At 71.3% G+C, this 14,129-nt stretch carries 12 protein-coding genes and 1 pseudogene; 8 read left to right on the forward strand and 5 right to left on the reverse strand.

Annotation, left to right across the window (positions count from 1 at the left end; genetic code table 11):
* Positions 1-2 precede the first annotated feature (2 nt).
* Positions 3-2,389, forward strand: a pseudogene (locus QFZ50_RS15955) (phosphoketolase family protein).
* A 34-nt stretch (positions 2,390-2,423) separates the two neighbouring features.
* Complete coding sequence (locus tag QFZ50_RS15960) at positions 2,424-2,888, forward strand: SRPBCC family protein (protein WP_307085804.1); 465 nt, start codon at positions 2,424-2,426, stop codon at positions 2,886-2,888.
* An 83-nt stretch (positions 2,889-2,971) separates the two neighbouring features.
* Here the strand turns inward: QFZ50_RS15960 and QFZ50_RS15965 are convergent, their stop codons facing one another.
* Complete coding sequence (locus tag QFZ50_RS15965) at positions 2,972-3,673, reverse strand: FadR/GntR family transcriptional regulator (RefSeq protein ID WP_307085806.1); 702 nt, start codon at positions 3,671-3,673, stop codon at positions 2,972-2,974.
* 142 nt (positions 3,674-3,815) lie between these two features.
* Here QFZ50_RS15965 and QFZ50_RS15970 point away from each other — a divergent pair, with 142 nt between their 5' ends.
* Genes QFZ50_RS15970 through QFZ50_RS15980 form a run of 3 tightly spaced genes read left to right on the forward strand, consistent with a single transcriptional unit; the run spans position 3,816 to position 7,942 of the window.
* A complete protein-coding gene (locus tag QFZ50_RS15970) occupies positions 3,816-5,180 on the forward strand; it encodes an SLC13 family permease (protein WP_307085807.1) in 1,365 nt (454 codons plus the stop codon).
* Between the two features lie 42 nt (positions 5,181-5,222).
* Positions 5,223-6,440: a CaiB/BaiF CoA transferase family protein gene (locus tag QFZ50_RS15975; RefSeq protein WP_307085809.1), complete on the forward strand. Its 1,218-nt coding sequence runs from the start codon at positions 5,223-5,225 to the stop codon at positions 6,438-6,440.
* The gene (locus tag QFZ50_RS15980) at positions 6,437-7,942 is read left to right on the forward strand and encodes a carboxyl transferase domain-containing protein (RefSeq protein ID WP_307085811.1); all 1,506 of its coding nucleotides are present in this window, start codon (positions 6,437-6,439) and stop codon (positions 7,940-7,942) included. The genes QFZ50_RS15975 and QFZ50_RS15980 overlap by 4 nt, the downstream gene beginning before the upstream one ends.
* Before the next feature lie 62 nt (positions 7,943-8,004).
* Here the strand turns inward: QFZ50_RS15980 and QFZ50_RS15985 are convergent, their stop codons facing one another.
* Positions 8,005-9,111: a GTP pyrophosphokinase gene (locus QFZ50_RS15985; protein ID WP_307085813.1), complete on the reverse strand. Its 1,107-nt coding sequence runs from the start codon at positions 9,109-9,111 to the stop codon at positions 8,005-8,007.
* Between the two features lie 65 nt (positions 9,112-9,176).
* Here QFZ50_RS15985 and QFZ50_RS15990 point away from each other — a divergent pair, with 65 nt between their 5' ends.
* Positions 9,177-10,127, forward strand: coding sequence for an alpha/beta fold hydrolase (locus QFZ50_RS15990; protein WP_373462284.1), 951 nt, complete (start codon positions 9,177-9,179; stop codon positions 10,125-10,127).
* On the opposite strand, the gene QFZ50_RS15995 is transcribed toward QFZ50_RS15990, so the two are convergent.
* The 3 genes from QFZ50_RS15995 to QFZ50_RS16005 are packed head-to-tail and all read right to left on the reverse strand — an operon-like array spanning position 10,120 to position 12,524.
* Entirely contained in the window at positions 10,120-10,908 is a 789-nt protein-coding gene (locus tag QFZ50_RS15995; RefSeq protein WP_307085815.1) for an isocitrate lyase/PEP mutase family protein, read from the reverse strand. The genes QFZ50_RS15990 and QFZ50_RS15995 overlap by 8 nt on opposite strands.
* Positions 10,901-11,542, reverse strand: coding sequence for an alpha/beta hydrolase (locus tag QFZ50_RS16000; protein WP_307085817.1), 642 nt, complete (start codon positions 11,540-11,542; stop codon positions 10,901-10,903). The genes QFZ50_RS15995 and QFZ50_RS16000 overlap by 8 nt, the downstream gene beginning before the upstream one ends.
* Position 11,543: 1 nt before the next feature.
* The gene (locus tag QFZ50_RS16005; RefSeq protein ID WP_307085819.1) at positions 11,544-12,524 is read right to left on the reverse strand and encodes a ring-cleaving dioxygenase; all 981 of its coding nucleotides are present in this window, start codon (positions 12,522-12,524) and stop codon (positions 11,544-11,546) included.
* A gap of 155 nt (positions 12,525-12,679) precedes the next feature.
* Between QFZ50_RS16005 and QFZ50_RS16010 the strand changes: the two genes are divergently transcribed.
* The gene (locus tag QFZ50_RS16010; RefSeq protein ID WP_307085821.1) at positions 12,680-13,162 is read left to right on the forward strand and encodes a PGPGW domain-containing protein; all 483 of its coding nucleotides are present in this window, start codon (positions 12,680-12,682) and stop codon (positions 13,160-13,162) included.
* A 40-nt stretch (positions 13,163-13,202) separates the two neighbouring features.
* Positions 13,203-14,126: a carbohydrate kinase family protein gene (locus tag QFZ50_RS16015; protein ID WP_307085823.1), complete on the forward strand. Its 924-nt coding sequence runs from the start codon at positions 13,203-13,205 to the stop codon at positions 14,124-14,126.
* Positions 14,127-14,129: the final 3 nt, after the last annotated feature.

The raw sequence follows: 14,129 nt of genomic DNA on the forward strand, positions 1-14,129 counted from the left end.
ATATGAGCACGCTCGATATCCAGCGGCTGGACGCCTGGTGGCGGGCCGCCAACTACGTCTCGGTGGGCCAGATCTACCTGCGTGACAACGCCCTGCTGACCCGCCCCCTCGCCGGGGAGGACGTGAAGGCGCGGCTGCTCGGCCACTGGGGCACCACGCCCGGGCTCAACTTCGTGTACACCCACCTGAACCGCGTGATCGCCGAGCGCGGTCAGGAGATGCTCTTCGTCACGGGCCCCGGCCACGGCGGGCCCGCCGTCGTCGCCCAGGCCTGGCTCGAGGGGACGTACTCCGAGGTCTACAGCGGCATCGGCCAGGACGGCGCCGGGCTCAACGCCCTGTTCAAGCAGTTCAGCTACCCCGGCGGCATCCCGTCCCACGCCGCGCCCGAATCACCCGGCTCCATCCACGAGGGCGGGGAGCTGGGCTACGTGCTCGCCCACGCCTACGGCGCCGTGTTCGACAACCCCGGACTGATCGCCCCACCGCCGTGGTGGGTGACGGTGAGGCGGAGACCGGACCGCTGGCCACGAGCTGGCATTCGAACAGCTTCGTGGACCCGGCGGTCGACGGCGCCGTCCTGCCGATCCTGCACCTCAACGGCTACAAGATCGCCAACCCGACCGTCCTCGCCCGCATGCCCGAGGAGCAGCTGCGGCAGCTGATGTACGGGTACGGGTACGAGCCGCACTTCGTCACGGTGTCCGACCCCTCGGCCACCGAGGCCGCCCACCGGGACTTCGCCGCCGTCCTCGACACGTGCATCGACGACATCCACGCCCTCCAGGACGCGGCACGCACCTCTCCGGCCGGGGCCGACGCCGGCGCGACGCGATGGCCGATGATCGTGCTGCGCTCCCCGAAGGGCTGGACCGGTCCGGCGGTCGTGGACGGCAATCCCGTGGAGGGGACCTGGCGCTCCCACCAGGTGCCGCTCTCGGAGATCCACACCAACGAGGGGCACCTGCGCCAGCTCGAGGACTGGATGCGGTCCTACGACCCCGGGTCGCTCTTCACGGAGGCGGGGGAGCTGCGGCCGGAGATCGCCTCGCTCGCCCCCCGCGGGGATCTCCGCATGAGCGCCACGCCCTACGCCAACGGCGGCCGGCTGCTCCGCGACCTCGTGCTGCCCGCCTACGCCGACCATGCCGTCGAGGTGTCGCATCCCGGCGCGGAGAAGGTGAGCCCCATGATCACCGTCGGCGGCTACCTGCGGGACGTCATCGAGCGCAATCCGCACAACTTCCGCCTGTTCGGGCCGGACGAGACGGCGTCGAACCGCCTCTCCGCCGTCTACGAGGTGACGGACAAGGTGTGGCAGCCGCGCATCGAGGACGTCGACGAGCACCTCGCACGGTCCGGGCGGGTCATGGAGGTGCTGAGCGAGCACCTCTGCCAGGGCTGGCTCGAGGGCTACCTGCTGACCGGCCGCCACGGGGTCTTCAACTGCTACGAGGCCTTCGTGCACATCGTCGACTCGATGTTCAACCAGTTCGCGAAATGGCTCAAGGTGCACCGCACGCTGTCCTGGCGCATGCCGATCGCCTCGTTCAACTACATGCTCTCCAGCCACGTCTGGCAGCAGGACCACAACGGCTTCTCCCACCAGGACCCCGGATTCATCGACCACGTGATGAACAAGAAGGCGGACATCATCCGGGTCTACCTCCCGCCGGACGCCAACACGATGCTCGCCGTGACCGAGCACTGCATGCAGACACGCGACACCGTCAACGTGATCGTGACGGGCAAGCAGCCCACCCCCACCTGGCTCGGGCCGGAGGAGGCGCACCTGCACGTGAGGCGTGGCATCGGCATCTTCGGCTTCGCGGGCTCCGAGGAGCCGGGCGTGGAGCCCGACGTGGTGCTCGGCTGCGCGGGTGACGTCCCCACGCTCGAGGCCGTCGCCGCGGCGGGACTGCTCAAGGCGGCCATCCCCGGGCTGAAGATCCGCGTGGTGAACGTGGTGGACCTCATGCGCCTGCAGGACAGTTCGGAGCATCCGCACGGACTGTCGGCGCGGGACTTCGATACGCTGTTCACGACGTCGAAGCCCGTGGTGTTCGCCTATCACGGCTACCCGTGGCTCATCCATCGCCTGACCTACCGGCGGACCAACCACGAGAACCTGCACGTGCGCGGCTACAAGGAGGAAGGCACCACGACGACGCCGTTCGACATGGCCATGCTGAACCAGATCGACCGGTTCCAGCTGGCCATGGACGTCATCGACCGTGTGCCGGTGCTCGGTGCGACGCAGGCGCTGTTCCGGCAGGACCTGCAGGACCAGCGGCAGCGCGCCTGGCAGTACACGCGGGACGCCGGTAAGGACCTCGAGGCCATCACCGGCTGGACGCTCGACGAATCTTCGCCGGACGACGCGAAGTAAAACCCGTCGCCCACAACCAGAAGGAGCACGCCGCATGACCGACACGAGCATTTCCGCAACACGGACCATCGACGCACCCGCCAACGCGATCTTCGCCTTCCTGTCGAACCCCGCCCACCACGCGGCCCTGGACGGCTCGGGGATGGTGCAGTCGGACAGCAAGTCCGATCGCATCACCGCCACCGGGCAGGTCTTCACGATGAATCAGCACTGGGACAAGATGGGCGGTGACTACCAGACCGACAATCACGTGATCGGCTACGACGAGAACAAGCTCATCGCCTGGAAGACGGCGCCGGCAGGTGAGGAGCCCCCGGGCTGGGAGTGGGTCTGGCGCTTCGTATCGGCCGGTCCGGACTCCACGGACGTCTCCGTGACCTACGACTGGTCCGCCGTGACGGACAAGGCGATGCTCAAGCAGCTGAGCTTCCCCGAGGTGTCCCAGGAGGCCCTGGACTCCACGCTAGCGAACCTGGCGGCGCAGGTGTCCGAGGCCTGATTCCCCTCGTGCGCCACCCGCGCGCCGCCGGGCGACGGCGGCCGGTCCTCTTCGGGGGGCCGGCCGCCGCCGCCATCTTCCTGCTATTTCAGCAGTGCGACATCCGAGACGAGCTCGATGTGCTGCTGCATGGCATCGCCGGCGGCGACGGCGTTCTGTGCCCGGATGGCGTCGGCGATCCCCCGGTGCGAGGCGAGCGACTGCTCCGGCCGACCGGGCTGGGCCAGGGATTCGAGGCGGGTCTCCAGGACCATCTCGCCGATGAAGGCCATGAGCTGCGCCATGACGGGGGAGTGTGCCGCGGCCGTGACGGCCTGGTGGAAGAGTTCGTCACCGTGCGCGCCGCGGTCGCCGTCGTCGATCTCCCGCTGCATGGCCGCGAGGGCGGCGTCGATCGCGGCCAGGTCCTCGTCGGTGCGGCGCATGGCCGCGAGGGCGGCGAGCCGGACCTCCAGCGTGCTGCGTGCCTCGACGATGTCGGGCAGCCTGCTCCGATGCTCCCGCAGCCCCTTGATGACGCTGGCCACGCTCGCGCGGTGGCGGAGGACGGCGCCCGTCCCGTGCTGCACGTCGATCACCCCGAGCACTTCGAGGGCCACGAGCGCCTGGGCGAGGGTGGCCCGGGAGACGCCGAGCCGTTCCGCGAGATCCCGCTCCGCCGGCAGGAGATCGCCGGGCTGCAGCCTGGCCGATTCGATGTAGCCGAGGAGCTGTTCCACGAGCTGCTCGTACAGCCGCGGGCGAGCGAGACGCCCCAGTGGTTGCGGGCTGGCGACGTCGCTCATTCTGGCTCTCCCCGGGGTAGTGGTGCGACCATGCTACCGGTCACCGATTGACAGGGACGCCCACTCTCCTACAGGCTAGGCCAGTGGTCCTGTGCTGCAGGTCACACCACAGATCCCATCCGTCGCCCGCTGGAGGATAACGATGTCCGCTCCGCTCCTATCGATCATCATCCTCGCGGCGATGTTCCTGATCGCCACCCTGCTGCCCATCAACATGGGCGCGCTCGCCTTCGTCGGAGCATTCCTCCTCGGGGCGGTGTTCCTCGGGATGGACACCGACGACATCATCGCCGAGTTCCCGGGCGGCCTGTTCCTCACACTCGTCGGGGTGACGTACCTGTTCGCCATCGCGCAGAACAACGGCACGATCGACCTCCTCGTGCAGGGCGCGGTCAAACTGGTCCGCAATCGCGTGGCCCTCATCCCGTGGGTCATGTTCCTCATCACGGCCGTCATCACGGCCGTCGGTGCCCTCGGGCCGGCCGCCGTGGCGATCATGGCGCCCGTCGCGCTCGGGTTCGCGGCCCGCCACAGGATCTCCCCGCTGCTCATGGGCATGATGGTCGTCCACGGCGCGCAGGCCGGCGGATTCTCGCCCATCGCGGTGTACGGCGTGATCGTCAACGACATCGTGGGCGAGTCCGGGTTCGAGTCGAGTCCGCTCGCCGTCTTCCTCACGAGCTTCATCTTCAACCTGCTCATCGCCGTGATCCTCTTCATCGTCCTCGGCGGCCGCACCCTCATGTCCTCGCGTGTCTCCCAGTTCGTGGAGGAAGCCGCCGAGGCGCGCCTGAACGCGAGCGCGGGTGCACGCCGGGCCGATGTCGCCTACAAGGGGACCGGGAGCGGCACCTACGGGCCGCGGGACCCGGCGGGCGACGGCGTCGTGGCCACCCGGACCCGCGAGGACCGCATCTCGCAGACCGCCACCATCCTCGGGCTGATCGCGCTCGCCGTCATCTCCCTCGGCTTCAGCGTGGACGTCGGCTTCGTGGCCATCACCGTGGCCGTCGTCCTCGCCCTGATCTCCCCGAAGGCGCAGAGCGGGGCCGTGAACAAGATCGCCTGGTCCACCGTCCTGCTCATCTGCGGCATGCTCACCTTCGTCGGCGTCCTGCAGGCGGCCGGCACCATCGAGTACGTCTCCGACGGCGTCGCCGGCCTCGGCATGCCGCTGCTCGCAGCACTGCTCATCTGCTACATCGGCGCCGTCGTCTCCGCCTTCGCGTCCTCGACGGCCATCCTCGCGGCCCTGATCCCGCTGGCCATCCCGTTCCTGGAGACCGGCGCCGTGGGCGCCGTCGGCGTGGTGTGCGCGCTCGCGGTGTCCTCCACGATCGTCGACGTCTCGCCGTTCTCCACCAACGGCGCCCTCGTCCTCGCCAACGCGCCCGAGGGGACGGACAAGGACCGCTTCTACAAGCAGATCCTCGGCTACGGCGCGATCATCGTGGTCGCCGGGCCGGTGATCGCCTGGCTCGTCCTCGTGGTGCCCGGCTGGCTCTGAGCAGCTCACCACCCGACCGACCCACAACCACCGGAGGAAGACATGAGCGCCGAAACCACCACCGCCGGGACGACGGGTCGGGGAGGCCCGCTGGCCGGACGCCTCGTCGTCGATCTCAGCAGGGCTCTCGCCGGACCGCACGCCGGCATGATGCTCGGGGATCTGGGCGCGCGGGTGATCAAGGTCGAGACGCCGGGCACGGGTGACGACACCCGCGGCTGGGGCCCGCCCTTCGTCGGCCCCGAGGAGGACCGCCAGGCCACCTACTTCCTCTCCTGCAACCGGAACAAGGAATCGATCGCCCTCGACCTCAAGAGCGACGACGGACGGGGCGTCCTCACGGAACTCCTGCGCCGCGCGGACGTCGTCGTCGAGAACTTCCGGCCCGGCGTCCTGGACCGCCTCGGCTTCTCCACCGACGCGATGCTCGAGCTGAATCCGGGCCTCGTCATCCTCTCCATCACGGGGTTCGGCCACGACGGCCCCGAGGCGAAGCGCAGCGGCTACGACCAGATCGTCCAGGGCGAGGCCGGGCTGATGTCCCTCACCGGGCCCGACCCGGACAACCCCCAGCGCGTCGGCGTGCCCATCGCCGATCTGCTGTCCGGCATGTACGGGGCCTACGGCGCCGTGGCGGCACTGCTGGAGCGGGAACGCACGGGCAGGGGCCAGGTGGTCCGCACCTCCCTGCTGGCCGCGATCATCGGCGTCCACGCGTTCCAGGGCACGCGCACCACGGTCGCGGGCGAGGTGCCGCAGGCACAGGGCAACCACCACCCCTCGATCGCGCCCTACGGCCTGTTCAACTGCCGCGGCGGCAAGGTGCAGATCAGCGTGGGCAGCGAGAAACTGTGGGCCACCTTCACCACCGCCTTCGGGCTCGACGGCGGCCGCCCGGAGTTCGCGACCAACGCCGACCGGGTGCGGAACCGGGACCTGCTGATCGGCGTCGTCGAGGACGCCTTCTCCGCGTACGAGGCGGAACCGCTGCTCGCCCGGCTGAACGAGGCGGGCATCCCCGCCGGCAAGGTGCGCACCCTCGACGAGGTCTACGCCTGGGACCAGGTGCACTCGCAGGGACTCCTCCTCACCGTGCAGCACGCGCTCCTCGGTGAGATCGCCCTACCCGGGCCGCCGCTGCGCTTCTTCGACGGCCCCACCGAGACCACGCCGGCGGGCCACACCGCCCCGCCCCTGCTCGACGGCGACGGCGACGCCATCCGCGCGTGGCTCGCAGCACCGGGCGGATCCGGGGCGTGAGCGGACCCGCGCGGCACCTCACCGCCCTCGAGCTCATCGGCGCGGTGCTCGACGCCGGGTCCTTCACCTCGTGGGACGCCGACGTCCCCACGCCCTACCCCGGCGCGACGCCCGCCTACGAGGAGGAACTCGAGCGGGCACGCCGGAAGAGCGGTGCGGACGAGTCGGTGCTGACGGGGGAAGGCCTCATCCACGGCCGCCGGGTGGCCGTCATCGTGTCGGAGTTCACCTTCCTCGCGGGCTCGATCGGCGCCGCCGCCGCGCACCGGATCACCACGGCGATCCGCCGGGCCACGGCGGAGCGGCTACCCCTGCTGGCCGGACCGGCGTCGGGCGGCACACGCATGCAGGAGGGGACCCCCGCGTTCCTGTCGATGGTGGACATCACCGCGTCCGTGCGGGCGCACCGGCAGGCAGGCCTGCCCTACCTCGTCTACCTGCGGCACCCGACGACGGGTGGTGTCATGGCCTCGTGGGGATCGCTCGGCCACGTCACGGTCGCCGAGCCGGGCGCCCTCCTCGGGTTCCTGGGGCCCCGCGTGTACGAGGCGCTGTACGGGGCGCCGTTCCCGTCCGGGGTGCAGACCGCCGAGAACCTGTTCGACAAGGGCCTCATCGACGCCGTCGTCCCGCCCGAGCACCTCGCGGGCATTGTCGACAGGGCCCTCACCGTCCTCCTCGCGCGGCCCGCCGTGATGCCCGAACGGCCGCCGTCGGCCGCCGTCCGCCCCGGCACCGGCGACGCCTGGGCGTCGATCCTCGTCTCCCGGAACCGGAGGCGCCCGGATCTCCGCCGCCTCCTCGCCTACGGTGCCCGGGACGTCCTGCCGCTCAACGGGACCGGCCAGGGTGAGAAGGATCCCGGCCTCCTGCTGGCCCTGGCGCGCTTCGGGGACCAGCCCTGCATCGTCCTCGGACACCAGCGTCCGCGTGAGCCGGGCGAGTCCGTCATGGGGCCGGCGTCCCTCAGGGAGGCGCGGCGGGGCATGAAGCTCGCTGAGGAACTCGGCCTGCCCCTGCTGACGGTCATCGACACCGCCGGGGCGGACCTCTCCAGGGAGGCCGAGGAGGGCGGGCTCGCCGGCGAGATCGCGCGGTCCCTGCACGACCTCATCGGCCTCGCGTCCCCGTCGGTCTCCCTGCTGCTCGGGCAGGGCGCGGGGGGCGGTGCGCTCGCCCTGCTGCCGGCGGACAGCACCATCGCCGCCGAGCACGCGTGGCTCTCGCCGTTGCCGCCCGAGGGTGCCAGCGCCATCGTGCACCGCACCGTGGACCGCGCACCCGAGATGGCGGAGGCCCAGGGCGTGAAGGTCGCCGCGCTGGTCCGCCGGGGCGTCGTCGACCATGTGGTGGACGAACGGCCCGACGCCGCCGAGGAGGGCCGGGCCTTCTGCGGGCGGATGGCGCGCGCGGTCGAGTACGAACTGGCGCGCGTGAAGGAGCTCCCGGCGGACGACCGCCTCGAGCGCCGTGCCGCGAAATACCGGGCGGGAATCGGCTGACCGGCACCCGGCCCCGCCATCGCGGCCGACCGGCGCCCGGGCCGGGCGCCCGGGCCGGGCGGCTAGGCCGGGTGCAGCGTCCGGTACAGCTCCATCTGCCGGTACCGGCGCTGGAGGCTGTCCCTGCGGGGCGTGCTCTCCACGTCGGCGGGCTCGGCGGTGAGGTCGATGTGCCGCTCGCCGTAATGCCAGAGCAGCATGTCGTCCAGGAGCCGGTCCGGGCCGGGGGAGTACCGGTGGTCGAGCGCCTTGCGGACCGTGGTGATGGTGTCCGCCTGCAGCAGGGCCACGAGCTCGAGCGTCGTTTTCAGGCCGTGGGCGGCCAGCAGTTCCGCGGCCCAGCCCCAGTTGTCGTCCGTCTTCCGGTCCACGTGCGGCAGCAGGGTCTGCCAGACGTCGCGGATGCGGTTGGGCGTCAGGGGTGCGCTGCCCTCGCCGTCCTCGTCCCAGAACCCCGTGACCGTCTCGTACCGCTCGTGCAGTTCCGCGAAGGCCGATTCCACGGTCTCGAGCATGGCCGCCGTCCCGGTGAACTGCCGGTCGAAGTACGGGCTCCAGGCCTTCGGGTTGGACGCCTTGAAGCGGATGTCGTGTTCGATCTCCGACCAGGCGTGCGCGAGCACGGTCCGCACCTGCACCTCGAACAGGTAGCTCCCCGCGGCCTTCGTCTCGGGGTCCACGGTCTGCTGGAAGGCACGGACCACCTCGTTGTGGATGGTGCGCATGATGAGGTGGCGGCTCGAATAGCCGTAGGTCCCCGACTCGATGGACCCGATGTCCTTCTCCCGGTCGCCGCGGCAGTCGAACTCGTGGCGCTGGCGCTTGAGCAGGTTCGCCGCGAGATCCACCTCGTGCGGGAGCGTGGTGATGATGCGGACCCCCACCAGGTCGGTGAGGTTGCGCAGGGGATCCGGGAACACCAGGATCGGCGGTGCACCCGTCTCGGGGGAGGGCAGCGTGCGGGACGCCTTGTCGCGGAAGGACTCCACGGTCTTGGTACGTGCCGTGACGAACAGCGGTTTGAGGTCCGTGCCGTCGAAGATGGCCTCGATGCTGTCCCGCATGGCGACGGTGACGCGGTCGAGGGCCGGCCGGACGCGCTCGTACTCACGCGTATGCGCCTCGACGGCCGGCCTCAGCCGTTCGTCGAGATCATCCCATGCGCCCATACCGCGTGCCTTTCCGAAGGGGAGACTTCATCGTAGCCAACCCGGCCGACGGTTACGCTTCAGCTGTGAAACCGCCGTACCCCGTGGGCCGACGCTCCCTCCTCGCCCTGCTCGCCGCCGCCGGAGCCTTCGTGCTCACCGCCTGCGGGTCCGGGTCCGGCAGGAGGCCCGGCACCGGATCCGGCGGCGCTGCCGCGGGGGCCCCGCAGCGGTACGGCTACGGAGCGGACCCCAGCCAGTTCGCCGACCTCTACCTGCCCGCCCCGGGTCTCACCGTCCGCGGCGTCGTCGTCCTCATCCACGGCGGCTACTGGCGCTCCACCTACGGCGCGGAGCTGGGGGAGCCCCTCGCACAGGACCTCACGGGCCGCGGATACGCCTGCTGGAACCTCGAGTACCGGCGGGCAGGCAACGGGGGCGGCTGGCCCGCCACGTTCGACGACGTCGCCGCCGGGATCGACGCCCTCGCGGGCGCCGCCGCGGAGCACGGGCTGGACCTGGGGTCCACGACGGCGCTCGGCCACTCGGCCGGCGGGCACCTCGCCGTCTGGGCGGCGGGCAGGGCGGGGCTGCCCCCGGAGGCCCCCGGCGCCGGGACGCCGGGGGTGCCGCTCACAGCCGTCATCAGCCAGGCGGGGGTCCTGGACCTCCGCGCGGCCCGGGAGCTGCGCCTGAGCGACGACGCCGTGGAGAACCTGCTGGGCGCCCCCGAGGACGCGGAGCGGTACCGGCTCGCGGACCCGATGACCGCCATACCCCTCGATGTCCCCGTGTACGCGGTCCACGGCACGAAGGACACCACGGTGCCGCTCGGCCAGTCGGAGGGCTACGTCGCGGCGGCCACGGCTGCGGGCGCCGTGGCGGAACTGGTCCTGACCCCGGGAGACCACTTCGCCGTCATCACCCCCGGATCCGAGGACTGGGAGCGGATCGTCGGACTGCTCGACGCCGCACACCCCGGCCCGCCCGTCGAGGGCGGGCCGGGGCCCACGGGGTCGGGGCGCGGGCCTAGTTGAGCGGGAGCGTACCCTCGGGCAGGGCGCCGTCGGCGAGCAGGTCCCGAGCGGCACCGGCCAGCGCGGTGAGCGCCACGCGCTGCGTCCAGGGACCGTAGGAGATGCGGGCCACGCCGAGCTCCTCCAGGCGCGACGGCGCGAGGCTCCCCGGCACGTTGATGACGCTGAGGCGCTGCGGGCCGAAGGCCTCCACGAGGGCGGTCACGGTGTGTTCGTCCAGCAGCCCGGGGACGAAGACGGTCGTCGCACCGACGGCCAGGTAGGCCCTGCCGCGTTCGACGGCGTCGGCGAGCACGTCCGCCGGAGCACGGTCGCCCGCCTTCACGAAGGCGTCCGTGCGGGCGTTGAGGACGAAGTCGATGCCCTCCGACGTCCCGGCCCGGAGGACGGCCTCCATCTGCGCCACGGCGTCGGGCAGCGGCCGCATCTGGTCCTCGATGTTCGCACCGACGATCCCCACGCCGATCGCGCGGCGGACCGTGTCCCCGGGGTCGCCGTAGCCGGACTCGAGGTCGGCGGAGACGGGCAGGTCCGTCGCGGCGGCGATCCGCCCGACGGCTGTGATCATCTCCTCGAGGGGGATGTTCTCGCCGTCCTCGTAACCGAGCGACGCGGCGATCGAGTGGCTCGCCGTGGCGAGCGCCTTCGTGCCGGGGACGGCGGCGATCGTCTTCGCACTGATGACGTCCCAGACGTTAACGACCTGCAGGATCCCGGGGGCGGAGTGCAGCCGGGCGAGGGTCGTCGCCTTCGCGGCGAGGTCGTGCTGTGCTTCAGTCATCGAGTACCTTCCGGGTATGTGCGGCGATCCAGGCGGCTGCGCCGTCCACTTCCGCGGGATGGATTCCATGGCCGCCCTCGCGGACGTTCCGGTCTACTTCGGCGCCGCGGCTCTCGAGGATCGAACCGACGCGGACCACGCTGTCGATCGGAGCCATGGCGTCGGACTGCCCGTTGAACAGGGCGATCGACGAGCCGGAGAGGTCCGCCTCCACGGCGCGCCCCTCCAGCGGGTACATGCCGGAGAACGCGACGGCGTCCCTGACGGCGTCCGGGTGCAGCAGCGCGGTGGCGAGCGCGATGTTCGCCCCGTTGGAGAAGCCCACGGCGACGAGCGGGCGGTCGCCGATCCCGTAGTGGTCCCGCGCCCAGCCGACGAATGCGGCGAGCTCACCCGCGCGGCGGACGACGTCGTCGACGTCGAACACGCCCTCACCGAAGCGGCGGAACCAGCGGTTCGACCCGTGCTCCTGCACGGGTCCGCGTGGCGCGAGATGACCCGCGCCGGGTGCGAGACGCTCGACGAGCGGCAGGAGGTCGTGCTCGGTGCCGCCCGTGCCGTGCAGGAGCAGCAGCACGGGGGTGTCGGCCGCTCCTGCCGCGAACAGGTGCGGCCACTCGTGTGTCGTGGTCATGTCAGCTCCTGAAGAACGCCTGGACGGCGGGGTTGTTCTCCGCCGGCAGGTCGATCTTCGCGACCGAGTGGGCGATGGCCTCGCGGTTCGGCTCGAGCCACGGCGGCAGCTTCAGGGAACGGCCGAGTTCCAGCAGCGGCTCGTCGATGTCGAACCCCGGGGTATCGGTGGCGATCTCCAGGAGCGTGCCTCCCGGCTCACGGAAGTAGATCGAGGTGAAGTACTGCCGGTCGAGGATCGCCGTCACCCCGTAGCCGCGCTCGGCGAGTTCCTGGCGCCAGAGCTCCTGGGTCTGCTGGTCGGGGACGCGGAACGCGATGTGGTGCACCGTGCCGCCCGCCACGAGCCCGCGCTCGCCGCGCGGATCCGTGACGACGTCGACGACCGTGCCCGGCTCGCCGCGGTGCGTGCTCAGACGGTAGCGGCCGTCCTTCTCGCCGAGGACCGTCATGCCGAGATCCCGCGTGAACGTCTCGAGGGTACGGGTGGGGTCCTGGACGGTCAGGACGGAGGAGTGCTGGCCGCGCACCGCGTACTCGGCGGGCACGGAGGCGGAGTCCCACGGGTTGCGCGGGTCGGAGACGGAGGAGGCCACGAGGTCGATCTGCAGGCCGTCCGGGTCACGGAGCGAGAGGCGCTCCTCCTCGGACGAGGCGCGGGAGACGGCGGATTCGACCCCGAGGCCCCTGAAGTGTTCCTGCCACCAGCCGAGGGTGCCCTGCGGTACGGAGAAGGCCGTGGTGGTCGACTGACCGCTGCCGATGCGTCCGCTGCGGATGCCCTGCCACGGGAAGAAGGTCAGGAGCGAGCCGGGGCGCCCGGACTCGTCACCGTAGTAGAGGTGGTAGGTGCCGGGGTCGTCGAAGTTGACGGTCTTCTTGACGAGCCGCAGCCCCAGCCCCCTGATGTAGAAGTCGATGTTCCGCTGGGGGTCACCGGCGATCGCTGTGACGTGGTGGAGACCTTCGGTTTGTGCAGTCACGCTGTCCTCCTTGATGGGGCCGGCCTGGCGGGCGCCGGCATGTCCATGCAAACGCATGCATTACGCCGTTTGTTCCCTGCCGCGCCGCTACCCCGGACCGATAGGCAGCCTGCTGACCGTCGTGGGCCCTCAGCTTCCTGTGTCATCCTGTTCGCATGGCAGCGAGAGGGCGGGTCTCCGGGTGGGTCCGCCGCACCGGGATCGAGGTGGTCGGGTGGACCCTCGTGGTACTCGGCCTCGCGGCCCTGGTGCTGCCCGGACCGGGGCTCCTGATGCTCGCCGCCGGCCTCGCGGTCCTGTCCCAGCAGTATCACTGGGCGCGCCGCTACCTGGCACCCCTGAAGTCCAACGCCTATCACGCGGCCGCACTCGGGGTGAAGACCATCCCGCGGATCGCCGTGAGCTGTGCGAGTGCGCTGGTGATCATGACCCTGGGCGTGGTCTGGATCCTCGGGCCCGCCGTGCCGTCCTGGTGGTTCCTCGCGGACAGGTGGTGGCTGTTCGGGGGAGCGGGCACGGGCATCAGCCTCATCGCCTCCTCCGTCATCGCCCTCGTGCTGATCGTCTACAGCGTGCGCCGGTTCCGCGGCCGCCCCATCCCCGCGCGGCCCCACGGAGTGCGCGCGGAGACGGAATAGTCCGGGCCGGCAGTGGCGCCATGGCTGGTACGTTGAAGAAGTGATCACCGTGGTCGGGGAGACCCTCATCGACGAAGTCATCAGCGACATCACCCCCATGCGCGCCCACGTCGGGGGCAGCCCGATGAACGTGGCGGTGGGGCTCGCGCGCCTCGGCCATCCCGCCCAGTTCGTGGGCCGGTACGGCGACGACGGGTACGGCCGGATGATCGAGCAGCACCTCCGCGACAACTCGGTGCCCTTCCCCGTGGAACCCGACACCTCGCCCACGAGCGTCGCCACGGCGCGCCTCGACCCCGCGGGCGGGGCGTCCTACGATTTCCAGCTCGTCTGGGACCTGCCGGGTCTCGCAGCGCAGAGGGACAGGCTGCTCGACGGCACCACCCTGCTGCACACCGGGTCCATCGCCACGATGCTCGCCCCGGGAGCCGACGACGTCCTGGCCCTCGTGACGGCGGCCCACCCCCTCGTCACCGTCACGTACGACCCCAACTGCCGGCCCACCATCATCCGCGACGCCGCGTTCGCCCGCAGCCAGGCCGAGAGGTTCGTCGCCCTCGCGGACGTGGTGAAGGCCTCCGACGAGGACCTCGGATGGCTCTACCCCGACCGCAGCCCGGAGGACTCCGCGCGAGCCTGGCTGGACGCCGGTGCCGCCGTCGTCGTCGTGACCCGCGGCTCCAAGGGACCCTGGGGCGTGAGCCGGGCGGGCGAGGCCTCCGTCCCCGCACCCTCCACCAGCGTCGTGGACACCGTGGGCGCGGGTGACTCCTTCATGGCCGCCCTGGTGGGCGCCCTCGTGGACCTCGAGCTCGACGGCGCCCATCGCCGGGACGAACTGCGCCGAATCACCCTCGGGCAGCTGACCGCCGTGCTGCAGTACGCGGCCCGGGCAGCAGCCATCACCGTCTCCCGCGCAGGGGCCAACCCGCCCTCGCGTGACGAGATGGCGCGCCAGGCCTGACCG

This window comes from Arthrobacter agilis (genome assembly GCF_030816075.1).
GTDB lineage: Bacteria > Actinomycetota > Actinomycetes > Actinomycetales > Micrococcaceae > Arthrobacter_D > Arthrobacter_D agilis_E.